The sequence below is a fragment of the Actinomyces sp. ICM39 genome (assembly GCF_000282935.1).
Lineage (GTDB): Bacteria > Actinomycetota > Actinomycetes > Actinomycetales > Actinomycetaceae > Pauljensenia > Pauljensenia odontolytica_B.
In genome coordinates this window covers 1-22,380 of record NZ_ALCB01000073.1, presented here as the reverse complement: position 1 = coordinate 22,380, position 22,380 = coordinate 1, and the positions used below count along the sequence as shown (strand labels likewise).

The following is a 22,380-nucleotide window of genomic DNA, read 5'->3' as shown; positions in this document are numbered from 1 at the left end:
CTTCGTCACGGCCTCGGTGGCATGGAACGCATTGTTCATGCGGCGGCCGACTCGTCGTTACTCTTTCTTTGTCAACAGCCTAAGATGATTATGTGAGCATTGCATCTATTGAACTCGGCACCAAGGGTCGGCGCGTCTACATCGGAAAGCTCGCTGGTACCAGTGTTTTCGACCCTTTGGGCGACCAGGTCGGCAAGATTCACGATGTCGTTGTCATCTTTCGGCTGAAATCCGAAGCCAACGTCATCGGCTTCGTCGTCGAGGTCGGCCCGCGTAAGCGTGTCTTCCTGCCTCTCACTCGCGTCACCGCCATCGAGTCCGGTTCCGTCATCACGACGGGCCTGCTCAACATCCGTTCATTCACGCAGCGTCCCATCGAGACCCTCGTGCTCTCCGAGCTCTTCGACCGCGTCGTCACGATGAACGACGGCTCGGGCCAGGTGCGCATCCTCGACGTCGCGATGCGCCAGCGCCGCCCCAAGGACTGGGTGATCTCCACGCTGCACGTCCAGCGCGTGCGCACCTCTTCCCTCGGCTTCACGCGCAGCGGCGAGACCCTCACCGTGGACGTGTCCGAGGTGTCCGGCCTGCTCAAGACCGACTCCAACCAGGCGGCGACCGCGCTCGTGCAGTACACGGAGGACATGCGCCCTGCGGACCTGGCGGACTTCATGCACACGCTCCCCCAGGACCGCAAGATGGCGGTCGCCATGCAGCTGACGGACGCGCGCCTCGCCGACGTGCTCGAGGAGCTGGGTAACGACGACCGTATCGCGATCGTCTCCGCGCTGGAAGCCGCCCGAGCAGCCGACGTCCTGGACGTCATGCAGCCCGACGACGCGGCCGACCTCGTCGCCGAGCTGCCCGCCGCGAAGGCTCAGTCCCTGCTGGCCCTCATGGAGCCCGAAGAGGCCGAGGACGTGCGTCGACTCATGACCTACGACGAGTCGACCGCGGGTTCGCTCATGACCACCGAGCCCGTCATTTTCGGTCCCAACGCGACCGTCGCGCAGATGTTGGCTGCCGTACGACGCGAGGACATCCCGGCCTCGATCGCGACCGTCGCTTTCATCGCACGCCCGCCCCAGGAGACGCCGACCGGCCAGTACCTGGGCATGGTCCACATCCAGCGCGCGCTGCGCGAGCCCCCGCAGACTCTGCTCGGCACGATCCTGGACCGCGACATCGAGTCCGTGGACCCCAACGCGCACATCGCGACCGTGACGCGTCTGCTCGCAACCTACAACCTGACGGTCCTGCCCGTCGTCGACGAAGACGGGCACCTGCACGGCGCCGTCTCGGTCGACGACGTCCTCGACGAGCTGCTGCCCGAGGACTGGCGAGACTTCGACGACGACGTGACCGACCGCATGATGGCAAGGAGCATCGATGGCTGATCGCCTGGACAACCCGATCGACAAGCGTCAGTGGTTCTTCCGCCGCTCGTCGGGCAGCGGCGACGGCTTCGGCCGCTTCGCCGAGGCCACCGCCCGTTTCATGGGCTCCCCCAAGTTCGTCCTCTACATGACGATCTTCGTCATCGCGTGGATCGGTGCGAACCTGATGCTCGCCGGCATCAGCGAGAAAGCCGCCTGGGACCCCTACCCCTTCATCCTCCTGAACCTTGCGTTCTCGACCCAGGCCTCGTACTCGGCCCCGCTGATTATGCTCGCGCAGAACCGCCAGGATGCCCGCGACCGCGTCGTCGCCGAGCAGGACCGCCTTCGCGCGGAGCGTAACCTCGCCGACACCGAGTACCTTGCCCGCGAGATCGCCGGCCTGCGCCTGGCGCTCCAGGACGTCGCCACCCGCGACTTCGTGCGCTCCGAGCTGCGCGACATGCTGGAGGGCCTGCGCGCGGAGATCGCCGCGGACGCGGCCAACACCTCATCGAACGAGGCGGAGGCTGAGGCCGAGGCCGACGGTGCCTTTCGTCCCCTAGAAGATGGGCACATCGGCCAGTAGAGTGGAGTCCATGCCAGTCACGCTTGATTCCGTCATGGAGGCTCTCGGCCAGGTCATCGACCCCGAGATCCGCCGCCCCATTACCGACCTCAACATGGTGACCCCCGACCTGGTCACGATCGACGGTTCCTCCGTCGCCGTCAAGGTCCTGCTCACCACCGCCGGATGCCCCCTGCGCACCCAGATCACCAAGGACGTCACCGAGCGCGTGGGCGCCGTCGAGGGCGTCGAGAACGTCTCAGTCGAGATGGGCGTCATGGACGAGGCCCAGAAGAAGGCGCTGCGCGAGAAGCTCAACGGCGGTCGTCCCGAGCGCGAGATTCCCTTCTCCCGCCCCGATTCCCTCACGCGCGTCATCGCCGTCACCTCCGGTAAGGGCGGCGTCGGCAAGTCCTCCATGACCGCGAACCTGGCCGCCGCGCTCGCCGCGCAGGGCCTCAAGGTCGGCGTCATGGACGCGGACATCTACGGCTTCTCCATCCCGCGCATGCTCGGCGTGGACCACGACCCGCAGGTCATCGACGGCATGATGATCCCGCCCGTGGGCGCCGGCGGCGTCAAGGTCATCTCGATCGGCATGTTCGTGCCCGACGGCCAGGCCGTCATCTGGCGCGGCCCCATGCTCCACCGCGCCCTCCAGCAGTTCCTCGCGGACGTGTTCTGGGGCGACCTGGACGTCCTGCTCATCGACATGCCTCCGGGCACGGGCGACGTCGCGATCTCGATCGCGCAGCTGCTGCCCAACTCGGAGATCCTCGTCGTGACGACCCCGCAGGTCGCAGCTGCCGAGGTCGCCGAGCGCGCCGGTTCCATCGCGTCGCAGACGAATCAGAAGGTCATCGGCGTCGTCGAAAACATGTCCTTCCTGCCTCAGCCCGACGGCTCGCGCCTGGAGATCTTCGGCGCGGGCGGCGGCGAGTCCGTCTCGCAGCGCCTCACCGCGCAGCTGGGATACTCGGTGCCGCTGCTGGCCCAGGTGCCCCTCGACATCGCGCTGCGTGAGGGCGGCGACCGCGGCGAGCCCGTCGCCGTCGCCTCGGGTCCGGCCGCCGAGGAGCTCACGGCCCTCGCCAAGCAGCTCTCTTCCACGAACCGCGGCCTGGCGGGCCGCCCGCTCGGGGTCTCCCCCATCCAGCACTGAGTCAACGCGACTATCCCCGGCCTCGTCACCATCGACGAGGCCGGGGTTTCGTCTCCTTGCCAGGTGAGGTTTTCACGTATTTTCGGAGCGCCAACGCGCCCTTGCGCATCCTCGCCTGTACCCTGATGCCTGGGGAGGGCGTGGCGCGTGCGCGCACCTTACCCCGGCGATCAAACACGAGTAAGGATACGGCGATGGCGGACAAGGCCCAGACGTGGGTGTACACCGAGGATTACGTGGCGGAAAGCGACGCGCTGACTGCCGCGCGCGCTGTTGCTACCGAAATGGGTGCCACTCCTGTCTCTCCCGGAACGGGAGCGGCCCTGCGCATGCTCGCCGCTGTGTCCGGCGCTCGTGCTGTCCTTGAGATCGGTACCGGTGCGGGTGTGTCTGGCCTGTGGATCCTTGACGGCATGGCCTCCGATGGTGTCCTGACGACGATTGACTCCGAGTCCGAACTCCTGGGACACGCGCGCCGAAACTTCGCCGCCGCCGGCCTGTCCTCTCACCGCACGCGCCTCATCGCCGGGCGCGCCCTCGATGTTCTGCCACGCATGGCTGCCCGCGGTTACGACATGGTTGTCCTGGATGGCGACCTGGAAGAGACTCCGCAGTACCTCGATCACGCCGTGCGGATCCTGCGCCCCGGCGGCACGATCGCTTTTGTGCACGCCCTGTGGCGCGATCAGGTCGCTGACCCCGCTCGCCGCGACGCTCACACCGTGGTCGCCCGTGAGGTCGTCAACTACCTGCGAGACTCCGACGAGTTCGTGCCTGCGCTGCTGCCCGTCGGCGACGGCCTGGCGGTTGCCGTCAAGCGCTGAGCGCCCCCATTCACGTAGAAGCGGCGGAACAGGAGATCCTGTTCCGCCGCTTCGTCTCTATCTGTCAGATGGCCGCTCCGAGAGCTTCGGCGAGTTCCGCCGCCTCCTGCGCGTTCAGCTCAATGACGAGCCGCCCGCCCCCTTCGGTGGGAATTCGCATGACGATACCGCGCCCTTCGGCGCTGACTTCGAGGGGTCCGTCCCCCGTGCGAGGCTTCATTGCTGCCATGAGAGTACTCCTTCTCAGAGTTATGCCCGCGCCTCCTCAGGCGGGGTAACAGACCTATTTTACCGGATAAGTGCCATTTTTCCTTAACAGTTCACAAAGAGAAATCAAAAGAAAATAGGCCATCCGATTAATTAGGCCTTATTTCGCAGCATTTTCAGCAATAAAGACACCCACAGAAAGAAGAACTAACCACTAGGCACCCGTCGCGAGACGAACCGCTTCCTCCGGATCGTCAACGACGTGGAGCAGGTCCACGTCACCGGGAGAGATCATCCCGGCCTCGACCATCGAGGAGCGAATCCAGTCGACCAGACCCGACCAGTAGTCCGTGCCCACGAGGACCAACGGGAACGAACGAATCTTCCCCGTTTGCACGAGCGTCGCGGACTCGAAGAGCTCATCCATGGTCCCAAAACCGCCGGGCATCACGATGAAGCCCTGGGAGTATTTGACGAACATCGTCTTGCGGGCGAAGAAGTACCGGAAGTTCACGCCAAGGTTCACCCACTGGTTCATGCCCTGTTCGTGGGGAAGCTCGATACCCAGGCCCACGGACGTACCCCCAGCCTCCCAGGCGCCCCGGTTCGCGGCCTCCATCATGCCTGGACCACCACCCGTGACGACGGCGTAGCCGCGCTGCACGAGAAGCTCACCGATGCGCTGCGCACACGCGTAGAGGGGATCGTCGGGGCGGGTGCGGGCGGACCCGAAGACCGAGATCGCGGGACCGACCTCCGAGAGAGCCTCGAACCCTTCGACGAACTCGGACTGGATGCGCAGGACGCGCCACGGGTCCTCGTGCTTCCAGTCGGCACTCTGGTCCGACTGCAGCAGGGATGCGTCAGCCGTCAGGCGCGGGATCTGGTCCCCGCGCAGGACGACGGATCCACGGCGGTAGGTGTTCATCGGCTTGGTCATGGTCATGCCTCCTCGTGGCTGTCGGCTGCGGTGCCGACCGATGCGAGCACGAACGCACGCAGCGTATCGTGCACTCTGACAATATCCGATACCGGCGTGTGCTCGTCGCGTGTGTGTGCCAGCAGCGGGTCGCCGGGTCCGAAGTTCATTGCGGGCACGCCGACCTCGCTGAAGCGCGCAACGTCGGTCCAGCCGACCTTTGCGCTCAGCTGCAGCTCGCTCCCCTGCGCCGAGGCCACGGAGCGCGCGACGGACAGGAAACGCTCAGCTAGGGGCGAGTCGGCGCCGGGGCGCGCACCCTCGCACAGGTCATCGACCTCGATCGTGGCACCCGTCCCCTCGAATAGCTGGCGCACCTTCTCCAAGGCATCGTCGGCGCGCTTCGAGGGGGCAAAGCGGTAGTTGACGGTCATCGAGGCGGCCTCGGGGATCACGTTGTTGGCGATGCCGCCTTCGACCCGCACAACCGACAGGGATTCGCGGAATTCGAGGCCATCAACCGTGACGACAGGGTTGCCGTAGGCGGCGATGCGTTCGATGACGGGAGCCATCGCGTGGATCGCATTCACACCCATCCACGCGCGCGCCGAGTGGGCGGCGCGTCCCAGGAAGCGCGCGATGACGCGCAGGGTTCCATTGCAGCCGCCTTCCACGTGGGCGGCGGTCGGCTCCCCCAGCAGCGCGAGGTCCCCCGCCAACCACTCGGGGTGATTGCACTGCACGCGTCCCAGTCCGTTGAGGTGGGAGGCGACCTCCTCGTGATCGTAGAAGATCCAGGTGACGTCGGCGCTCAGCGCGGGCTCGTCGCCGGAACGAAGGAGAGCGCCAACCTCGCACGCGAGCGCGAGCGCCGCCGCGCACCCTCCAAGCATGTCGACCGACCCGCGACCCCACAGGACCGTGGCACCGTCGCGCTCCTCGAAGCGACCGGGGACATTGTCGGCGATGGGGACGGTATCGAGGTGCCCAGCGAGAACCACGCGCTGGTCGAGGCCGAGACGAGTCCGCGCGCACACGGCGTCACCGTCACGCAGGATCTCCAGGGACGGGACCGATCCGAATCCGGCACCGCGCAGGGCCGCCTCGACGGCGTCAGCCAGGGGCCCTTCCTCTCCCGACACCGAGGGAATGTCGATCATCTGGCGCGTGAGCTCGACCGGGTCCGTCAGGTTCGTCAGCTGCATGGTTCCTCCTTCATGGATGCCTCCAGGATAGCGGCGCACTCCCCCACCTGCGTCCCTCCACCGTTTCCCGGGGCACACCCCGACCTCGTTCCTGATACCCGTTTTTGCGCGGACCACCCAAGGTGTTACCCTCAGCACATGACACGCTGTGCAAGCCCGTTGCTGTTTGCGGGTATCGCTTCTTTCCTGTCCGCGCGAACCGGGGGCCGTTTTCGCCTGATCATCGGCTACGAAACCCCTGAGAATCAGGACGCGGCGCGCGACGGCGCTGCGATCATCGAAGCGTCCGGAGGGCATGCCCTCCTCATGCCGCGAGCGCTCCCCGCTCCCCTCACGGCGTTTTCGGTGCGCATGGTGATGGCGGACGGCGCCGTGTACGTGCGCGCGTCGGGAGAGGCCCTCATCTACCTGGGTGGGCGCGCGATCGACCGCTCGCGCGAGGGCGCTCTGGCTCCCGAGGCTGAGCTGGCCCTCATCGACGAGGCCGTGGCCGCGTGCGGGGACGGCTCCTCTCTCCCGCGTTCTCAGGGAGGCTGGGAGTCGGTGGGCGACGGAATGATCGGCGCGTACGTAGATCGCTGTGCCTCGCGCATCGCATCTCTGGAGACTTCCGGCCCGCGCTCTGCCTCCGTATCGGTCACCGAGGCCTCGGGCCTGCTAGCGACCCTCTTGGAGCGCATGGGCGTGCCGGTCGTTGAGGAGGGTGCCGCGCTCTCCCTGAGCGTGTCCACAGATGGACGCACCCTCACCACGTCGCTGCCCGATGAGCGGGTCCGCGCCCCACTGGCCGACGCACTCACGACCTCCCCGGCCGTCCCCACGGGCACCGGCCTGTACTGCGTAGACCCAGCCTTCGTACTCGACGCGGATGCCCTGTGCGCAGGCGCGGCACTGGCAGTGCTGGGAGAAAGCTAGTTTCATTCTCACGATCATCAGCGAGACGCAGATGAGCATGGCTGATCGTAGCCTGCTCGTATGAGTGAGAACACCCCTGCGACCGAGAAGGTTCGGCGCTTCGACCTGCTCCCCGCATCTGCCATTCCCCTACAATCATCCGGTAGACACAGTGGCGGAAGGTGGAACATGGCTCTGACATCGATTGAGATCTGTGCCGGTGCTGGTGGCCAGGCCCTCGGCCTTGAGCAGGCGGGGTTCGATCACCTCGCCGTCGTTGAAATCGATCATCATGCCTGTAATACCCTTCGCGAAAACCGCCCACACTGGAATGTCATCGAGGGGGATGTCGTTCCATGGATTAAGGAGCACGCGCACGAATACCGCGGCGTCGATCTGGTCGCAGGGGGTGTTCCATGTCCGCCGTTCTCGTACGCCGGAAAGCAACTCGGCGCTGACGATGAACGCGATCTGTTCCCCGCAATGATTGAACTCGTCCGTGTCGTCCGCCCGCGTGCCATCATGATTGAGAATGTTCGTGGACTCCTCGATCCCAAGTTTCAGGAATATCGCAAAGGCGTTGAGGAGCACTTGGCGGAGATCGGCTATTCCCTTCAGTGGAAACTTCTGCAGGCCTCAGATTTTGGTGTCCCTCAGCTTCGTCCGCGCGTCATTGCTGTTGGTTTCCGCGATGACGTGTCAGTTTCTTTTAACTATCCCACGCCTCAGCAGCTTCCTGCCCCAACGGTGGGAGAAACCTTGGTCGATCTCATGGCTGCACGCGGGTGGAAGGGCGCACAGGCCTGGGCAGCTCGGGCCAACCGTATTGCTCCGACGCTCGTCGGCGGTTCAAAGAAGCACGGAGGCCCAGATTTAGGACCGACCCGTGCACGCCGCGCGTGGGCCGAACTTGGTGTCAACGGATCAACAATCGCACCGGAGGCTCCCGATCCTGACTTTTCGGGTGATCCTCGTCTGACTGTCCGCATGGCTGCTCGCATCCAGGGGTTCCCGGACGACTGGGCAATTACCGGAGCGAAGACACACGCGTATCGTCAGGTTGGAAATGCGTTTCCCCCACCCGTTGCGCGAGCTGTCGGCCTGCAAATTGCGTCTGTATTGACTGCCACAGACAAGAGAAGTGAGGCAGTCGCATGAGCCTGAATCTCTCTCTCGCACGGACGTTGTTCCACCGCGATCTCATTGGTTCAAAAACGTTGTCTGTCGACTCAGCAGGTATCGCAAGCAACGCTGACAAGTCGCAAAAGCTGTCATGTGAACTTGCTCTGGGCATCGCGCGCGCATTAGGCACGCCTCAAGGGGGCGAGAAACTCAACGGGCAGAGTTCCGGACAGAACTTCGAGGAGGCCGTGAGTGCTTTCCTCAGTGAGACGTTCCCTGCACTCTCCGCGCTACGTCCTGGTCGCTGGAACGTTATAAACGTTGGCAGCTCACGCAGGGGGCATTCTCTCTCCCAGTACGAGCCTTATCGTCATCTTGACGAATTGGCTGCTGCCATTATCGAGACACCGGCTCTTGCCGCGATCCTCGGCAATTCCTACGATATTTCTCCAGATGTTCTCGTCGTGCGCCAGCCGATTGGTCAGCAAGAGCTGAATGATTCTGGAATCGTCGTTGACGGGGTTGCCTCATATTCTCCACTGCTAGCTCACAATCAGTCTTCAGCGATCATTCATGCTGTCGTTTCATGCAAGTGGACGCTCCGATCAGACAGAGCGCAGAACGCACGTTCAGAAGCTCTGAATCTGATCAGAAACAGGAAGGGGCGCACGCCGCATATCGTGGTTGTTACCGGTGAACCGACACCATCGAGGCTCTCTTCACTCGCGCTAGGAACCGGCGACATCGACACTGTCTATCACTTTGCGCTTCCTGAACTCATCGCAGCAACCCAGGCGTCGGGAAACGAGGAAGCGGTCAAGACTCTCGACACACTCGTTACCGGTCAACGGCTACGCGACATCGCAGATCTCCCACTCGACCTGGCCATCTAGGCCTTATCTCGCGGGTGTATAAGTTGTGCCCCGGGGACGCGTCCCCGGGGCACTGCCGTCTATACCGTCAGCTCACACGTCGAAAGGCGTGGAGATGACCATGCCGCCCGTCTCGATCTGGCCAGCCATGTCGGACAGACCCAGCTTCAGGTCGGAGGAGAGCATCGGCGTGTAGGCGCCGAATCCGGTGAGGATCACGCCGCCCGAGGCCAGGGACACCGGCACGACGGAGGCCTTCTCACCCGCGTTCGCCTGGGCGATGAGGGTATCCATCGCAGCCTTGTAGTCGACGACGATGCCGGTCAGCACGGGAGCGCCGATGGCGGAGCGGACCTCGTCTGAGATCTGGATGTAGCTGAACGCATCCGCGAAGGACTGGGTGTCCACCTGCTGCGACACCGCCGCGCCAGACTGGCCGGACATCGGGACGCTGTCCGCGGACTGCGCCTCGTCGCGGGTCAGACCCTTCAGGTCGGCCTTCGTCAGACCCGACCACACGAGGCGCACGGTCGGGTTGGCGGCCTCGGTGACGGCACGCGCGGCGCCCTCGTTGGCCTCACCGGCGAAGGGGGCGATGATGTCAGCGCCCTGAGAGATCGCATCGGCGGTCGCCGTGCGGACCTCGTCGGCGCTGCCCGCGTACGTGCCGTCGCTCGTCACGGGGTTCCAGCCGAGCACGCTGATCGACGTGCCGTTGGCCAGGTTGTAGGCATCCACGCCCTGGGAGAACGCGGACATCTGCGAGTTGGTGACGTTCTCGGCCGCCCCGCCGACGACGGCGAGCGTGCCCGTGGTCGTCATGCCCGCGGAGGCGTAGCCGGCCAGGTAGGCGGCCTGCGAGGCGTCCACGTCGACGACCGAGCCGTTCTTCAGGGAGGTCGCGGCGCCCTTGCTATCCACGAAAGAGGCGCCTACGAGGGCGAAGCGCACCTTCGAGTTGTGACGTGCAGCTTCGGAAACCGAGGCGGCCATGGTTGAGTCCGTGCCCACGATGAGCGTGCAGCCGGAGGTCACGAGCGAGGCCGGGGCCTCCTGCCCGCTGGCCGCCTCGAAGGCGACCGATGCGTCGTTTGCCGCACCCGCGAGAGCAACTGCGACAGGATCCGTGGCGGCGTCGCCATGGGCTCCGGAGATAGCGGCGCACACCTTCGCGGAGGCTGCGGGGGTGGCGGCGGGCGTCGTCGAGCAAGCTCCAAGGGCCAAGGAGGCCGCGGTCGCAGTGGTTGCGAGGGCGGCGATGGTCCGCTTGTTCACGTGTGATGCCTTTCGTCGGGGCTTCTTGCTGCCCATCACGCTACCAGCCTCACGCCTGTAGGCGGCGGGCGAGGCGGCGCACCTCACCCACAAGCGAACAGGGCTTGGCAAGGCCGAGGCCCCCACCTGGGACGTACTTCAAAGCGCTCGGTGGCGGCACGTCAGAGCAGGTCGGAGCGTCCCTGCTCGGCGAGCTGGTCGACGACGGCCTTCACTGACTGCGCGCGGTCGCGGCGCGTCACAAGAATCGCGTCGGGGGTCAGAGCAACGGCCACGTCGGGCACGCCGACGAGCGCGACGAGGGGCCCCTCGCCATCCTGCGTGAGGGAACCGAAGACTGCCGCACCGTCTGATTCGACACGCAGCGCTTCGCCCAGGTTGCCCGCGTCCGCGACGATGCCGGTGAGGGCCTCGAAGTCGCCGAGGTCCGTCCATCCCAGCTCGGCGTCTGCGGGCACGACCGCCACTCCCCCGTCGGCGGCCACCGGCTCGGCGATCGCATGGTCGATGGCGATCTTCGTCAGGTGCGGCCAGTTGTCCGACAGCACCTCGTCGAACTCGGGGGTACCCCACGCGCGCGCGATGGTCTCCAGGCGCGCGTGCATGTCGGGCAGCAGGCGGGCCAGGTGGGAGGCAAGCACGCCCGCCGACACGATGAACATACCCGCGTTCCACAGGTAGCCCGCCGCCACGTAGCGGGCAGCCGTGTCGGCGTCCGGCTTCTCCACGAACTCGGCGACCCGGCGGGCGCCGCGCTCAGCATCGGCTTCCCCGGCCTCGTCAGAGAGGATCGAACCGGGCGCGATGTACCCGTAGGCGGTCGAGGCCTCGGTGGGCGTCAAGCCGATCGTCACGACGTAGCCCTCGCGGGCGGCACCAATCGCGGTTTCGACGGCGGCGCGCAGCAGCTCGGGGCGGGCGATGAGATGGTCGGCCGCGAAGGAACCAACGATTGCGTCGTCCCCGAAGCGCTCGCGCACGACGTAGGCGGCCAGGCCGATCGCGGCCATAGAGTCGCGGCCCGACGGCTCGATGAGGAGCGTGCGATTATCCGACGAGGAGAACTCGGGCAGCTGGGCGAGCACGCCATCGCGGTGCGCTTGGCCGGTCACAATGGTCACGGACGAGGCCAACTCCTCCAGGCGGTCCACCGTGCCCTGCAGGAGGGTGCGGCCCGTGCCCGCCAGGTCGAGGAGGAACTTAGGGCGGCGGCGGCGCGACAGCGGCCATAGGCGGGTGCCGGCGCCACCGGCGGGGATGATCACGTGGAGGTCACTCATGCCCCAAGTATCGCAGATACGACGAGGGGGCGAGGCATCAGCCTCGCCCCCTCGTGGAAAGCGTGTGCTACGCGAGTGTCACTCGGCGTCGCCCTCGGCGGCGGCCTCTTCAGCGGCCTCTTCGGCGGCTTCCTCAGCCTCTTCAGCGGCGGCTTCCTGAACGGCAACGATGACCGTCTCGGGATCGAGCTCGACCTCAACGCCAGCGGGCAGCTTCAGGTCGGAGACGTGCACGGCGGAGCCGGCCTCGAGGCCCTCGATGGAAACCTCGAGGTTCTCGGGGATGGAGGTGGCGGCGGCCTTCACCAGGATGGTGAACTCCTCGAGCGAGTGGACGGTGCCGGGGGCAGCCTCGCCGACAACGACGACGGGGACCTCAACATCGACCTTCTCGCCGGCCTTGACGGCCAGGAAGTCGGCGTGCAGGATGTCACGGCGCACGGGGTGAACCTGAACATCCTTGACGAGGGCCAGCTGGGTCTTGCCCTCGATCTTCAGCTCAACGAGCGCGTTCTTGGTGCCGCGAACGATGAGGAAGAGGTCGTGGCCGGGAACGTCCAGGTGACGGGGCTCGGCGCCGTGGCCGTAGAGGACCGTGGGGACCTTGCCGGCGCGGCGGGCGCGGCGGGCAGCACCCTTACCGAACTCGGAACGCTCTTCTGCAAGCAGGACGGGGTTGTCGCTCATGTGTCTTTCCTTCGTTTCTCGGGTCCGGCGTCGGTGTCGGCAGAGTGAAGGAAACGCGCAGCATTTCGTTTCAGGCCCTGTCGATAACGGCGGATACGGATCCGCCCTCGCCGGAGCAACCCCAATAGGTTACCTCACGGCGAGGGCGGATGTGAAGCGGGAGCCGCTCAGTTAAAGAGCGATGTGACCGAACCGTCTTCGAAGACCTCGCGGATCGCGCGGGCCAGGAGCGGCGCGATGGAGAGGATGGTGAGCTGCTCGAAGCGCTTCTCAGCGGGGATCGGCAGCGTGTCGGTGACGACAACCTCGGCGGCGCCGGACTCGGAGAGACGCTTCGCGGCGGGGTCGGAGAGGATGCCGTGCGTGGCAACGACGATGACCTTCTTAGCACCGGCATTGTTGAGGACGTTGATCGCCTCGGTGATCGTGCCGGCGGTGTCGATCATGTCGTCCACCAGGACGCATTCCTTGCCGGCGACCTCGCCGACGACGCGGTTCGCGACGGCGACGTTCGGGCGGGTGGTGTCGCGGGTCTTGTGGACGAAGGCCAAGGGCGCGCCGCCCAGCTTCTTGGACCACTTTTCGGCGACGCGGATGCGGCCCGCGTCGGGAGAGACGATCGCGGTGTTGGTCAGGTCGACGCGGCCGCGCACGTAGTCCACGAGGACCGGCATGGCGAAGAGGTGGTCGACCGGGCCGTCGAAGAAGCCCTGCTCCTGCGAGGCGTGCAGGTCGACGCTCATGATGCGGTCGGCACCGGCGGCGCGGTACAGGTCAGCCATGAGGCGAGCGGAGATAGGCTCGCGGCCCTGGTGCTTCTTGTCCTGACGCGAGTAGGGGTAGAAGGGAGCGACCACGGTGATGCGCTTCGCGGAGGCGCGCTTGGCAGCATCAATCATGATGAGCTGCTCCATGATCCACTTGTTGATGTCGCCCTCAATGGACTGCAGGACGAACACGTCAGCGCCGCGAACGGACTCGTTGAAGCGCACGTAAATCTCGCCGGAGGCGAAGTCGTAGGCCGTCACCGGCGAGACCCCACATCCGATTTCCTCGCCCACGGCGTGAGCCAGGTCCATGTGAGCTCGTCCAGAAACGAGGACGAGGTTCTTCTCTCCGGTGGTCACCAGTCCGCTCATGCGGTTGTCTCTCCTTGTGTTGGATCAGGCGCGAGGCGCCGCGATCAGTGTGCCGATGGTGCTGTATGGCGTAACCATCGTATCGGCTGCGACGCAGCCCTGACCGATCCATGCGGTGGGAACCACACTGCGGTCCCCGATTTCCGCATCAATCAGCGTGGCGCTAGGACCGATTTCACAGCCGGTCCCAACGGCGCTTGTCCCCCGCAGGCAGGTGCCGGGGTAGATGGTGGTGTCGGCGCCGATGCTCACGTCGACGTCGATCCAGGTGGAGGCCGGGTCGACGATCGTCACGCCGGCGCGCATGTGGGCCTCGCAGATCCGGCGGTTCATCTCGGCGCCGAGTTCGGCCAGCTGGACGCGGTCGTTCGCGCCCGCGCTCTGCCAGTGGTCGGTGAGCTCGAGGGCGCCCGCGGTACGCCCGGCGGGGGCAGCAGCCGCGAGGACGTCGGTCAGGTAGACCTCGCCCTGATCATTGTCGGTACCCAGGGAGGCCAGGGAGGTGCGCAGGAAGTCCGCGTCAAAGGCGTAGATGCCCGCGTTGATCTCGTTGATCGCGGCCTGCTCGGGCGTGGCGTCGCGCTGCTCGACGATCGCCGTGACCGTGCCGGAGGCGTCGCGGATGATGCGGCCGTAGCCGGTCGGATCTTCGACGCGCGAGGTCAGGACGGTGACCGCGTGGCCCGCGCCCTCGTGGGTGGCAACCAGCTCGGCCAGAGTGTCCGTGGACAGGAGGGGAACGTCGCCGTAGGTGACGACGATGGTGCCGGAGACCGGCTCGACGGCCTGATCGAGAGCCTCGAGGCCACACTGGACGGCGCGGCCGGTGCCGGGGATTTCGTCCTGATCGGCGATGATGGCGCTGGGCAGCACGCGCTCGATTTCGGCGGCCACAACATCGCGCTGGTGGCGCACGACGGCGACCAGATGCTGGGGGTCGAGGCCATGGGCGGCGCGCAGGGCGTGTCCGATCATGGACAGGCCAGACAGGGGGTGAACGACCTTCGGGAGGGCAGATTTCATGCGCGTTCCCTGACCTGCGGCCAGGACGATGACGGCGGCGGGGCGAGACATGTTCCTCCTCGGGGGGTCTGCGGTCCCAACGGGACCAGTCGCTCCGCCCCTAGGATTCGAACCTAGACTAAAGGCACCAAAAACCTCTGTGCTGCCGTTACACCAAGGCGGAATGCGTCCACTGTGATGATACCTGCACCCCGCGCGCGCTTTCAAACGCGACCCCGCGCTCGCTGCTTGGTCGAAACATAGGCCACCCCATGCCTCGTGTGATACTGGGGGCATGGCTGAGAAGAGGACACGAATGAGCGGCTTCGCGCGCCGCGAGCAGCTGGTGGCCGTGGGACGTTCCCTGTTCGCAGAGAAGGGCTTCGGCGCGACCAGCGTCGAGGAGATCGCCGCTCGGGCGAAGGTCTCCAAGCCTGTGGTCTACGAGCACTTCGGAGGCAAGGAAGGCCTGTACGCGGTCGTCGTCGACCGCGAGGTGCAGGCGCTCATCTCTTCCCTGCAATCGTCCCTGGAGTCCTCGGAGCGCCCGCGCCTCATCCTGGAGAACGCAACCCTGGGTCTGCTCGACTACATCGAGCGCAACACGGACGGCTTCCGCGTGCTCGTGCGCGACGCCCCCTCGGACCGCACGGCGGGCTCGTTCTCCTCGGTCATGGGCGACGTGGCGACCAGCGTCGAACACATCATCGCCGAGCAGTTCAAGCGCTCGGACTTCGACACCACCTGGTCTCCCCTGTACGCGCAGATGCTCGTCGGCCTCATCGCGCAGGTCGGCCAGTGGTGGCTGGACGACCGCCGCATGAAGAAGGACGAAGTCGCCGCCCACGTCGTCAACCTCATCTGGAACGGCCAGCGAGGCCTGCGCCCCCACCCCACGCTGCGGGTGCGCTCGGGCGAGGGACGCTGAGTTAATCTGTGGCAGATACGACGAGGCCGTGGCGGGTAATCCCAGCCACGGCCTCGTTAATGAGTGAGACTCAGCGCGCCTCGTAGGAGAGGCAGTCCGCGGTGCCCGCGCCGACCGAGATGGAGGCGGCGGTGCACTCGAGGGCGTTGTTGTGGGTGCAGTCGGCCTTCTGGCAGGCGCCGACGAAGGTGTCAGCCTTGGCGAGGCCGCCCTTGACGGTCAGCGGGATGAAGGTCGTGCAGGAGGTCGAGTAGCCGACGGTGATAGCGGTGGCTCCGCAGTTCTTCTCCTTGTTGTAGGAGCAGTCGGTGACGGAGCAGTCGAGGATGCGGGGCATATCTGCCATTGGAGTGTCCTTTTCAACGTGGCCCCGTGGGGCCGAAATGTAGCCGGTCGCGACCGGGTCGGCCGCGCTGTTGACTCCAGTGATACGCCTTTTCGCAACACATCCCAAACGTGCCGACTTTTCGTTGAAATTCCAAGGGTGTTCGCGCGCCTTTCGGGGGCTATTTTCGCATCCACACCATCACTAATTACGCAAATAAATGCGGCATTTCTTTTGCGTAATTCGGATAGGTGAGCCTGCGCTGCGCGGGTGTGGCAAACCTAGCCTGATCGGCTCTCACGCACGCAATCGCCCGCGCCACCAAGGGGCAGCGCGGGCGATTGTGGCTCAGAGCCAACGGTCAGGAAGCGATCACTTCGCCAACCAGAAACGGACCACGATCGTCGTACCGTCGTCGGCCGGCTGCGAGCGCTCGAGATCTGCAACGTAGTCGTAGGAGCCGGAGAAGTCGGTCGACGTCGGCAGATACTCGGGCAGGTCAGCGAGCGTCACGTTGTAGACGCGCTTGCCACCCTCCACGGAGTACTCCATGTCGGGGGTGATGGTCAGGCCATCCGCCTTGGAGACCCAGTAGCGGTCGATCGTGCCGTGAGCGCCGCGCTCGTCGCGCTGGTACCAGTAGAGGCTGTAGTTCTCCGTCTCGGGGACGGTGCGCACGACCTGATCCCCCACCAGCACGTGGTTGACGATCTGGGCCTGCACGGGGGCCATGGCCTCGTCGTCGCGCTTGTTGTCGCGCAGCGTGATGCCATGTTTCCTCAGAGTCTCAGAATCGAGATCGAAGTTCGCGCTGATCTCTTCGGCGTAGGGGCGCACGATGAGGTTATCCGTCACGGAGACGTTGAGAACCTGCCCCACTTTCAGGTCTTCCTCAAAGTCGATCGCGCCCCGCTTCTTGCCATAGAAGTCATCGGTCGTACCCGTGCGGACGAGCTTGTTATGGGTGATCGTCATGCCCGCGTGGTTGTACGTGAAATTACGTCCTTCGAAGACGGTGGTAATACGAATGCCTGCGCCGGAGAAGTTGTTGACAATGAGGTTGTCTTTCACGACGTGGCCCTCGCCGCCGAACAGGCCTATGCCACCCGCTCGCCATCCCAGCTCGATGGTGTTGCCGATGAACGAGTTGAACTTCGAAGCATCAGCATCGCTCTGGGAGCGCAGATCATTGCTCGCCCAGGACGCGAGGCTATCGTCGCCGTTGCCACGCACGGAGGAGTTTCGGACCGTGGAGTTCTTGGTGCCCTGCACGAAGTTGACGCCGTCGGCGAAGTTGTTACGAATGCGGGAGTTCTCGATCACCATGCCGTCGGTGTACGTCATGAACTTATGCTCGCGATAGTCGCCCATCCAGAAGCCGCACTCGAAGTGCTCCACCCACACGTTGGCGACGCGAGTGTTCACACCGGCCGCGCCGGCAAAGCCCTTGTACTGAGCTCCTTCACCGAAGCGAGACTTCAGGTTCGAGGACATGTAGAAGTCGGTCAGCGTCTCATTGCTCGCACCTGGATTAAAGACGATGCCCCCGCCCTCTCTCTGATCGGAGGTGAAGAAGATGTTGGTGTACCACAGGCCCGCACCCTGGAACGTCAGGCCAGGGTGATCGATGCCGATCTTGCGGGAGAATTCCCATGTTCCTGCGGGAATGTAGACCACCTTGGAGGAGGTGTTCGCCGCCGCATCCATCGCCGAGATAAGGGCGTCATCGTCGGCTACGCCATCGCCGGGTTTCGCACTGTTGTAGTCGGCGATGCTCACGGCACCTTCGGGGCGCTCGATGGCGGGCGCTGCCTGCTCGAGCTCGATAAAGTCGATGCCGTACTCGGTATCGTTCTGATCGACCTTGACGATGCGCACATGGTCACCCTGCTGGATCTGGCCATTGAGCAGCGTGTGCACCTCATCAAAGCGGAAACGCTTGTGGGCGGTACCAGGCGCCAGGGTCGGCTCATCATAGACGCTCTCTTTGTAGACATACTGCCAGGCGGTCTCGGAAGACAGGCTGAGGGTCGCAGCGAGGTCATCATTGATATAGACCTGCACTTGACCAGACGCATGATCGGGCAGGGTGAAGCGCAGGTCGAGGGCGTTGGCCGCGGACGTCGCGGTGAAATCCAGAGAGGAGTTCTGGTCCTTCAGGGCCACGTAGGACTGGCCCGAGGCCTCGATGGCCGTCGATTCGAGGTCGTCGGAGCGTTCGAGCGTCGTCCCGTCGGATCGGCTCGCCTCCTCGGCCTCGTATCGCGTGTAGGGGACGGTCGCGCCGTACTGGTCGTCGGCCGCGACCGCACTGGGGACCAGTGCGGGCACCAGCGCAATGACGCCGAGCAGGGCTGCTCCGGCGATAAATGGTCCGCGTTTCATCTGACTCTCATGCCTCTTTCCATGCCCTGAAGGGCGCTCGAAGCGCCACTTCGCTCCTAGATTCCGCTTGTTGGAAGGAACCCGGGCACATAGTAGCGGAATCTGACCGCTGTCAAAGAGTTGCTTAGAAATTTTCTCAGTCAAGAACAGCGAAATACTGCGGATTAGACCGACAGTCAATATTTGCACTGTAATTATAAATATGAGATTCCGATAGCGTGGCAGAGATTGAGGACGAGGCGACGAGGCCTCGGTTGCAGCTGCGCTTGTGGCGATTACTACCAGCGCGAGGCGTCAACTGAGGAAGTCCACAACCACCACAGAAACCCCATCAGCTTTCAAGCCGAAGAGCGGACTTCCGCCACTCCACCCAATACCGGTTAGCATCCCCACGCTCCTCATGGGTTACCCAACGACGAAGCACGCCACCATCTTCACTAGCATAGGCTTCGAGTAGCTGCGGCGGGGTCAGGTCATGGACCCACGAGAGCCGACTAGCGTAGCCATCAACATCCTGAAAGATCACGCCTTCATGGCGGCCATAGCTCCGCGCGAAAGGCCAGCCCTTCCTCCTCGAGGGAAGCTCAATTGCCGCGTAGCGCAAGGCGTATCTCACCAGAGGCGCCTTACGCAGCACCAGCACCTTAAAGGCAAGCTCAATATTCGTGGTCGAAAAGAAGCAACAAAAGTCCCCCCGCTCAAATCCTCCGAAATGGTATGCCCCATCTAGAACTTGAAGCTTGTATGCTGGCAACCCTTGCCATTTGCTGTAAAAAAGACACTGCTCCCTTGCCGCATCAACCACAACCTCATCATCGACAAGCAGCTCACAGAACGCTTTGAGCTCATCAAGAAAAGCTTCAGCACCACTGCCGTCTCTGAAGAAACCACTACTAAAATCTACTCCCACTCGCCCAACACTATCACCCTCATTTCGCCCCTAAACTACCCGCTGCCTTACTACCAGCCGAGCCAACACCGACGACGTCAGGAAAGCCACTGACGAAGCCGAGGCCCACCGTCGGGAAGCATGTACGCATTGAGCAGCTCAGACGGAGACACACCATAGAGCCAAGCGAATGGAACACAATGAGCCGGATTCCAAGTCACAAATTCAAGCAACTCACCCGCCGGACCTCTCATACTCTTATAACAAGCAGATGCAGTCTTATTGACTGACCAGCCCACCGGCAGCTCATCGACTGTACTAGGTACAGACAAGCTTGAAAAACCCAGCGCATGACGCAAGTAGGGCACCGTACAATTCACCATAACAATTTGTGTCAACTCAATTGACTGCGAATTAAACAGTCCACCTGTCCTAACTTTTCCCCGCTCCTTCTCATCGAAGCAGTACTGGCCATCCTCCAGCCATAGCAGCCACCCATCGCCACTCCCAAAGTTGAGAGACAGATCAACACCCCCCTCCTTGAATCTATTGCGAACTTCAATCTTCACGTATCGATTCATTACTGCTGCATACTCATCCAGGAAGGCCATCGGGTCATTCCTGTCGCCATCGACCTTCCTCCCGAAGAACCGTTCCAGCGCGTCCATTACTGCCACCTTCCTTTCGAGTTTTAGGCGCGGTCGCTTGAATGCGGACAGAGCAGCGAGTGCCGACCGTGGCACGATTTACTCACGTCAACCAAGCAGTCGCTCACCCGACACGCTCACTCGAGCAAATCGGCTGCCTCGAGCCAGGCCTCCTCCAGCTCGTCCATCTCGGCCAGGACGTCCTGGTGGGCCGCTGAGACCTTCGTCAGCTCGGACACCGCCGAAGGGTCCGTCGCCACCTGGATCGACAGTTTCTCCAGCTTCGCCTCCAGGTTCGAGGCCTCCGCCCGCAGGCGCTCCAGCTTGCGTTCGATGCGGGCCACTTCCTTCTTGGCCGCGCGCCGCGCCGCAGCGTCACTCACGCCGCCGCGAGCGCTCCCCTGCCCCGCACTGTCCTCGCCCGAGGAGGCTTCCGCGGAGGGCGCGGTGGAGCGGGAGGCGGAGCCGGCCTCGTCGGCGCGAGAGGACGAACCAAACGCCCCGAGGTCGCCGGAGGCGCGCATCTGCAGGTACTGTTCGACGCCGCCGGGCAGGGCGCGGACCTGGCAGTCGCCGAGGAGGGCGACCTGGTGGTCGGTGACCCGCTCGAGGAGGTAGCGGTCGTGGGAGACGACGACGAGGGTGCCCGGGAACGTGTCGAGTAGGTCCTCCATGGACGCCAGGGTGTCGGTGTCGAGGTCGTTCGTGGGCTCGTCGAGGAGCAGCACGTTCGGCTGGCTCATCAGCAGGCGCATGAGCTGGAGGCGTCGGCGCTCGCCGCCGGAGATCTCGCTGATGCGCGTGTAGGCGCGGGCGCGCGTGAAGCCCATGCGCTCCGTCATCTGCGAGGCGCTGACCTCCTTGCCGTCCACGACGACGGTCTGGGCGACGTCGGCGACGGCCTCGACGACGCGCATGTCGGCCAGGGCGTCGAGCTCGTGCGTGTCCTGGGAGAGGGTGGCGACCTGGACGGTCTTGCCGCGCTTGACGCGCCCCGAGGTGGGCTCGAGGTCGCCGCGCAGCAGGTTCAGGATCGTCGTCTTGCCGGCGCCGTTGACGCCGACAATACCGACTCGCTCGGCGGGGGCCAGGCGCCAGGTGACGCCCTTGAGGATGTCCAGGCGCGAGCCGTCGGGGCGCGTGAAGGACACGGAGACGTCCTCGAGGTCGATGACGTCCTTGCCCAGGCGCGCGGTCGCCATCTTCACCAGCTCGACGGTGTCGCGCGGCGGCGGCACGTCGGCGATGAGGGCCTCGGCGGCGGCGATGTGGAACTTCGGCTTGGAGGTGCGGGCGGGTGCCCCGCGGCGCAGCCAGGCGAGCTCCTTGGTGAGCAGGTTGGCGCGCTTGGCGGCGGCCACGTCCGCCTGGCGCATGCGCTCGGCGCGGGCGAGCGTGTAGGCGGCGTAGGAGCCGTCGTAGATTTCGACGTGCCCGGCGATCTGCGGACGGTCGCCGCCCGGGTCGACGCCGGGGACGACCTCCCAGATGTGCTCACACACAGCGTCGAGGAACCAGCGGTCGTGGGTGACGGCCAAGAGCGCGCCGGACGCGCCGGGGCGGGCGAAGCGGGCGTTCAGGTGCGCGGCCAGCCAGGCCACGCCCTCGACGTCGAGGTGGTTGGTGGGCTCGTCCAGGCACACGATGTCCGCGGTGGCCGCGAGGACGCGGGCGAGCGCGACGCGGCGGCGCTGTCCGCCCGACAGGGTACCGACGAGGGCGGCGGGATTGATGTCGGCGAGGAGTCCGGCGTGGATGTCGCGCACGGCCGGGTCGGAGGCCCACTCGTACTCCTCCATGCCGGGGTGAACGGCCTGGATCACGGTGTCCTCGGGGTCGAGAGTGTCCGCCTGGGTGAGGACGGCGACGCGCACACCGTCGCGTCGGGTCACCACTCCCCCGTCGGGTTCCTGCGTGCCAGCGACGATGCGCAGGAGCGTGGACTTTCCGGCGCCGTTGGGGCCGAGGATGCCGACGCGGCTGCCGTCGTCGAGGCCGACCGTGACCCCTTCGAGGAGCTTGCGCGACCCCGCGAGGGCGCCGACGTTTTGGGTTCCGAGCAGGTGCGCCATCAGATGGCCTCCGTCGATTCGATGCGGGCGCCACGTGCGGGCCCGTGGGTGGGGATCGCGCGAGCGACCGTGGGAGCGTCGCTCAAGGTTGCCGCCAGGGTCTGGGCGTGCTCGGCGTCGCGCGCGAGGGCCGCGACGGTCGGGCCGGACCCAGACAGCGTAACGGCCAGAGCTCCCGCGTCCTTCGCGGCACCGATAGTCTCGGCCAGCTCGGCGCGCAGGCGCAGGGCGGGTGCCTGCAGGTCATTGACGAGGCAGTGGCGCAGTTCCTCGTGTCCCCCGCAGAGGGCGGCGACCTCCTCGGGCGTGGGTTCGGCCAGGGCGGGCGCACCCGCCGCGTCGACACGGTCGAACTCGCGGAACACCTCGGGGGTGGACAGACCCTCGCGGGACAGGAACATGACCCAGTGGTGGCGCCCCTCCTCGTCCCCCTCGCGCAGGACGCTCATGTGGTCCCCGCGCCCGGTTCCCAGCGCAATGCCGCCGGCCAGGCAGGCGGGGACGTCTGCGCCCAGCGAGCGGCCGATCGCCTGCAGCTGCTCGTCGCCCAGGCCCAGCTCCCACAGCTCGTTGCAGGCCACCAGGGCGGCGGCCGCGTCGGC

22 protein-coding genes and 1 tRNA gene are annotated in these 22,380 nt (G+C 65.2%); 8 read left to right on the top strand and 15 right to left on the bottom strand.

The features are described from left to right. Positions 1 to 92: 92 nt before the first annotated feature. From HMPREF1137_RS05125 to HMPREF1137_RS05110, 4 genes are all read left to right on the top strand, one after another. Positions 93 to 1,397, top strand: coding sequence for a magnesium transporter MgtE N-terminal domain-containing protein (locus tag HMPREF1137_RS05125; RefSeq protein ID WP_007589602.1), 1,305 nt, complete (start codon positions 93 to 95; stop codon positions 1,395 to 1,397). Beyond that, positions 1,390 to 1,965, top strand: coding sequence for a DUF1003 domain-containing protein (locus HMPREF1137_RS05120; protein ID WP_007589626.1), 576 nt, complete (start codon positions 1,390 to 1,392; stop codon positions 1,963 to 1,965). The genes HMPREF1137_RS05125 and HMPREF1137_RS05120 overlap by 8 nt, the downstream gene beginning before the upstream one ends. A 10-nt stretch (positions 1,966 to 1,975) precedes the next feature. Further along, positions 1,976 to 3,106: an Mrp/NBP35 family ATP-binding protein gene (locus HMPREF1137_RS05115; protein WP_007589618.1), complete on the top strand. Its 1,131-nt coding sequence runs from the start codon at positions 1,976 to 1,978 to the stop codon at positions 3,104 to 3,106. Between the two features lie 194 nt (positions 3,107 to 3,300). Then, positions 3,301 to 3,930 (top strand): O-methyltransferase, encoded by a 630-nt coding sequence (locus HMPREF1137_RS05110; RefSeq protein ID WP_007589634.1) that lies wholly within the window; start codon positions 3,301 to 3,303, stop codon positions 3,928 to 3,930. A 64-nt stretch (positions 3,931 to 3,994) separates the two neighbouring features. On the opposite strand, the gene HMPREF1137_RS09975 is transcribed toward HMPREF1137_RS05110, so the two are convergent. From HMPREF1137_RS09975 to dapE, 3 genes are all read right to left on the bottom strand, one after another. Then, on the bottom strand, positions 3,995 to 4,159 hold the full coding sequence (locus HMPREF1137_RS09975) for a DUF3117 domain-containing protein (RefSeq protein ID WP_007589628.1): 165 nt from the start codon (positions 4,157 to 4,159) through the stop codon (positions 3,995 to 3,997). Between the two features lie 192 nt (positions 4,160 to 4,351). Next, positions 4,352 to 5,077 carry an LOG family protein gene (locus HMPREF1137_RS05105; protein ID WP_007589623.1) on the bottom strand — a complete coding sequence of 242 codons (726 nt, stop codon included), beginning with the start codon at positions 5,075 to 5,077 and terminating at the stop codon, positions 4,352 to 4,354. Between the two features lie 2 nt (positions 5,078 to 5,079). Further along, positions 5,080 to 6,261: a succinyl-diaminopimelate desuccinylase gene (dapE, locus tag HMPREF1137_RS05100; protein WP_007589603.1), complete on the bottom strand. Its 1,182-nt coding sequence runs from the start codon at positions 6,259 to 6,261 to the stop codon at positions 5,080 to 5,082. A gap of 138 nt (positions 6,262 to 6,399) precedes the next feature. Here dapE and HMPREF1137_RS05095 point away from each other — a divergent pair, with 138 nt between their 5' ends. From HMPREF1137_RS05095 to HMPREF1137_RS09965, 3 genes are all read left to right on the top strand, one after another. Then, on the top strand, positions 6,400 to 7,176 hold the full coding sequence (locus tag HMPREF1137_RS05095) for a hypothetical protein (RefSeq protein WP_007589622.1): 777 nt from the start codon (positions 6,400 to 6,402) through the stop codon (positions 7,174 to 7,176). A 168-nt stretch (positions 7,177 to 7,344) separates the two neighbouring features. Further along, on the top strand, positions 7,345 to 8,313 hold the full coding sequence (locus tag HMPREF1137_RS09970; RefSeq protein WP_007589601.1) for a DNA cytosine methyltransferase: 969 nt from the start codon (positions 7,345 to 7,347) through the stop codon (positions 8,311 to 8,313). After that, positions 8,310 to 9,170, top strand: a complete 861-nt coding sequence (locus HMPREF1137_RS09965) for an NgoMIV family type II restriction endonuclease (protein WP_007589641.1) — start codon at positions 8,310 to 8,312, stop codon at positions 9,168 to 9,170. Before HMPREF1137_RS09970 ends, HMPREF1137_RS09965 begins: the two co-directional genes overlap by 4 nt. A 72-nt stretch (positions 9,171 to 9,242) precedes the next feature. Here HMPREF1137_RS09965 and HMPREF1137_RS05085 read toward each other — a convergent pair whose 3' ends face one another. From HMPREF1137_RS05085 to HMPREF1137_RS05060, 6 genes are all read right to left on the bottom strand, one after another. Further along, positions 9,243 to 10,424: a BMP family ABC transporter substrate-binding protein gene (locus HMPREF1137_RS05085; protein WP_007589632.1), complete on the bottom strand. Its 1,182-nt coding sequence runs from the start codon at positions 10,422 to 10,424 to the stop codon at positions 9,243 to 9,245. 161 nt (positions 10,425 to 10,585) lie between these two features. After that, entirely contained in the window at positions 10,586 to 11,704 is a 1,119-nt protein-coding gene (locus tag HMPREF1137_RS05080) for a mannose-1-phosphate guanylyltransferase (protein WP_034496906.1), read from the bottom strand. A gap of 78 nt (positions 11,705 to 11,782) precedes the next feature. Further along, positions 11,783 to 12,391 (bottom strand): 50S ribosomal protein L25/general stress protein Ctc, encoded by a 609-nt coding sequence (locus HMPREF1137_RS05075; RefSeq protein ID WP_007589636.1) that lies wholly within the window; start codon positions 12,389 to 12,391, stop codon positions 11,783 to 11,785. A gap of 167 nt (positions 12,392 to 12,558) precedes the next feature. Further along, entirely contained in the window at positions 12,559 to 13,530 is a 972-nt protein-coding gene (locus tag HMPREF1137_RS05070) for a ribose-phosphate diphosphokinase (protein WP_007589607.1), read from the bottom strand. Positions 13,531 to 13,554: 24 nt separating this feature from the next. Next, positions 13,555 to 14,604: a bifunctional UDP-N-acetylglucosamine diphosphorylase/glucosamine-1-phosphate N-acetyltransferase GlmU gene (locus HMPREF1137_RS05065; protein WP_007589596.1), complete on the bottom strand. Its 1,050-nt coding sequence runs from the start codon at positions 14,602 to 14,604 to the stop codon at positions 13,555 to 13,557. Between the two features lie 41 nt (positions 14,605 to 14,645). Continuing rightward, positions 14,646 to 14,716: transfer RNA gene (locus tag HMPREF1137_RS05060), tRNA-Gln, on the bottom strand. A gap of 111 nt (positions 14,717 to 14,827) precedes the next feature. On the opposite strand from HMPREF1137_RS05060, the gene HMPREF1137_RS05055 reads away from it, so the two are divergent. Then, entirely contained in the window at positions 14,828 to 15,460 is a 633-nt protein-coding gene (locus tag HMPREF1137_RS05055) for a TetR/AcrR family transcriptional regulator (protein ID WP_034496902.1), read from the top strand. 70 nt (positions 15,461 to 15,530) lie between these two features. On the opposite strand, the gene HMPREF1137_RS05050 is transcribed toward HMPREF1137_RS05055, so the two are convergent. The 6 genes from HMPREF1137_RS05050 to HMPREF1137_RS05030 all read right to left on the bottom strand — a co-directional run. Then, a complete protein-coding gene (locus HMPREF1137_RS05050) occupies positions 15,531 to 15,806 on the bottom strand; it encodes a DUF1540 domain-containing protein (RefSeq protein ID WP_007589604.1) in 276 nt (91 codons plus the stop codon). Between the two features lie 351 nt (positions 15,807 to 16,157). After that, positions 16,158 to 18,170 (bottom strand): glycosyl hydrolase family 28-related protein, encoded by a 2,013-nt coding sequence (locus HMPREF1137_RS05045; RefSeq protein WP_007589597.1) that lies wholly within the window; start codon positions 18,168 to 18,170, stop codon positions 16,158 to 16,160. A gap of 331 nt (positions 18,171 to 18,501) precedes the next feature. Then, complete coding sequence (locus tag HMPREF1137_RS05040) at positions 18,502 to 19,080, bottom strand: hypothetical protein (RefSeq protein WP_034496899.1); 579 nt, start codon at positions 19,078 to 19,080, stop codon at positions 18,502 to 18,504. 77 nt (positions 19,081 to 19,157) lie between these two features. Further along, positions 19,158 to 19,727: an Imm61 family immunity protein gene (locus HMPREF1137_RS09960; RefSeq protein ID WP_231284028.1), complete on the bottom strand. Its 570-nt coding sequence runs from the start codon at positions 19,725 to 19,727 to the stop codon at positions 19,158 to 19,160. A gap of 116 nt (positions 19,728 to 19,843) precedes the next feature. Next, positions 19,844 to 21,778, bottom strand: coding sequence for an ABC-F family ATP-binding cassette domain-containing protein (locus HMPREF1137_RS05035; RefSeq protein ID WP_007589621.1), 1,935 nt, complete (start codon positions 21,776 to 21,778; stop codon positions 19,844 to 19,846). Continuing rightward, on the bottom strand, positions 21,778 to 22,380 hold a 603-nt coding region (locus HMPREF1137_RS05030; protein ID WP_007589608.1), incomplete at its 5' end, for a GHMP family kinase ATP-binding protein. The genes HMPREF1137_RS05030 and HMPREF1137_RS05035, both read right to left, overlap by 1 nt.

What these genes read in the sequence shown, in the direction of transcription:
- HMPREF1137_RS09965 (WP_007589641.1), top strand. Translation starts at nt 8,310, where the DNA reads ATGAGCCTGAATCTCTCTCTCGCACGGACGTTGTTCCACCGCGATCTC.
- HMPREF1137_RS05045 (WP_007589597.1), bottom strand. Translation starts at nt 18,170, where the DNA reads ATGAAACGCGGACCATTTATCGCCGGAGCAGCCCTGCTCGGCGTCATT.
- HMPREF1137_RS09970 (WP_007589601.1), top strand. Translation starts at nt 7,345, where the DNA reads ATGGCTCTGACATCGATTGAGATCTGTGCCGGTGCTGGTGGCCAGGCC.
- HMPREF1137_RS05075 (WP_007589636.1), bottom strand. Translation starts at nt 12,391, where the DNA reads ATGAGCGACAACCCCGTCCTGCTTGCAGAAGAGCGTTCCGAGTTCGGT.
- HMPREF1137_RS05070 (WP_007589607.1), bottom strand. Translation starts at nt 13,530, where the DNA reads ATGAGCGGACTGGTGACCACCGGAGAGAAGAACCTCGTCCTCGTTTCT.
- HMPREF1137_RS05105 (WP_007589623.1), bottom strand. Translation starts at nt 5,077, where the DNA reads ATGACCAAGCCGATGAACACCTACCGCCGTGGATCCGTCGTCCTGCGC.
- HMPREF1137_RS05080 (WP_034496906.1), bottom strand. Translation starts at nt 11,704, where the DNA reads ATGAGTGACCTCCACGTGATCATCCCCGCCGGTGGCGCCGGCACCCGC.
- HMPREF1137_RS09975 (WP_007589628.1), bottom strand. Translation starts at nt 4,159, where the DNA reads ATGGCAGCAATGAAGCCTCGCACGGGGGACGGACCCCTCGAAGTCAGC.
- HMPREF1137_RS05055 (WP_034496902.1), top strand. Translation starts at nt 14,828, where the DNA reads ATGGCTGAGAAGAGGACACGAATGAGCGGCTTCGCGCGCCGCGAGCAG.
- HMPREF1137_RS05110 (WP_007589634.1), top strand. Translation starts at nt 3,301, where the DNA reads ATGGCGGACAAGGCCCAGACGTGGGTGTACACCGAGGATTACGTGGCG.
- dapE (WP_007589603.1), bottom strand. Translation starts at nt 6,261, where the DNA reads ATGCAGCTGACGAACCTGACGGACCCGGTCGAGCTCACGCGCCAGATG.
- HMPREF1137_RS05115 (WP_007589618.1), top strand. Translation starts at nt 1,976, where the DNA reads ATGCCAGTCACGCTTGATTCCGTCATGGAGGCTCTCGGCCAGGTCATC.
- HMPREF1137_RS09960 (WP_231284028.1), bottom strand. Translation starts at nt 19,727, where the DNA reads ATGGACGCGCTGGAACGGTTCTTCGGGAGGAAGGTCGATGGCGACAGG.
- HMPREF1137_RS05035 (WP_007589621.1), bottom strand. Translation starts at nt 21,778, where the DNA reads ATGGCGCACCTGCTCGGAACCCAAAACGTCGGCGCCCTCGCGGGGTCG.
- HMPREF1137_RS05050 (WP_007589604.1), bottom strand. Translation starts at nt 15,806, where the DNA reads ATGGCAGATATGCCCCGCATCCTCGACTGCTCCGTCACCGACTGCTCC.
- HMPREF1137_RS05095 (WP_007589622.1), top strand. Translation starts at nt 6,400, where the DNA reads ATGACACGCTGTGCAAGCCCGTTGCTGTTTGCGGGTATCGCTTCTTTC.
- HMPREF1137_RS05065 (WP_007589596.1), bottom strand. Translation starts at nt 14,604, where the DNA reads ATGTCTCGCCCCGCCGCCGTCATCGTCCTGGCCGCAGGTCAGGGAACG.
- HMPREF1137_RS05120 (WP_007589626.1), top strand. Translation starts at nt 1,390, where the DNA reads ATGGCTGATCGCCTGGACAACCCGATCGACAAGCGTCAGTGGTTCTTC.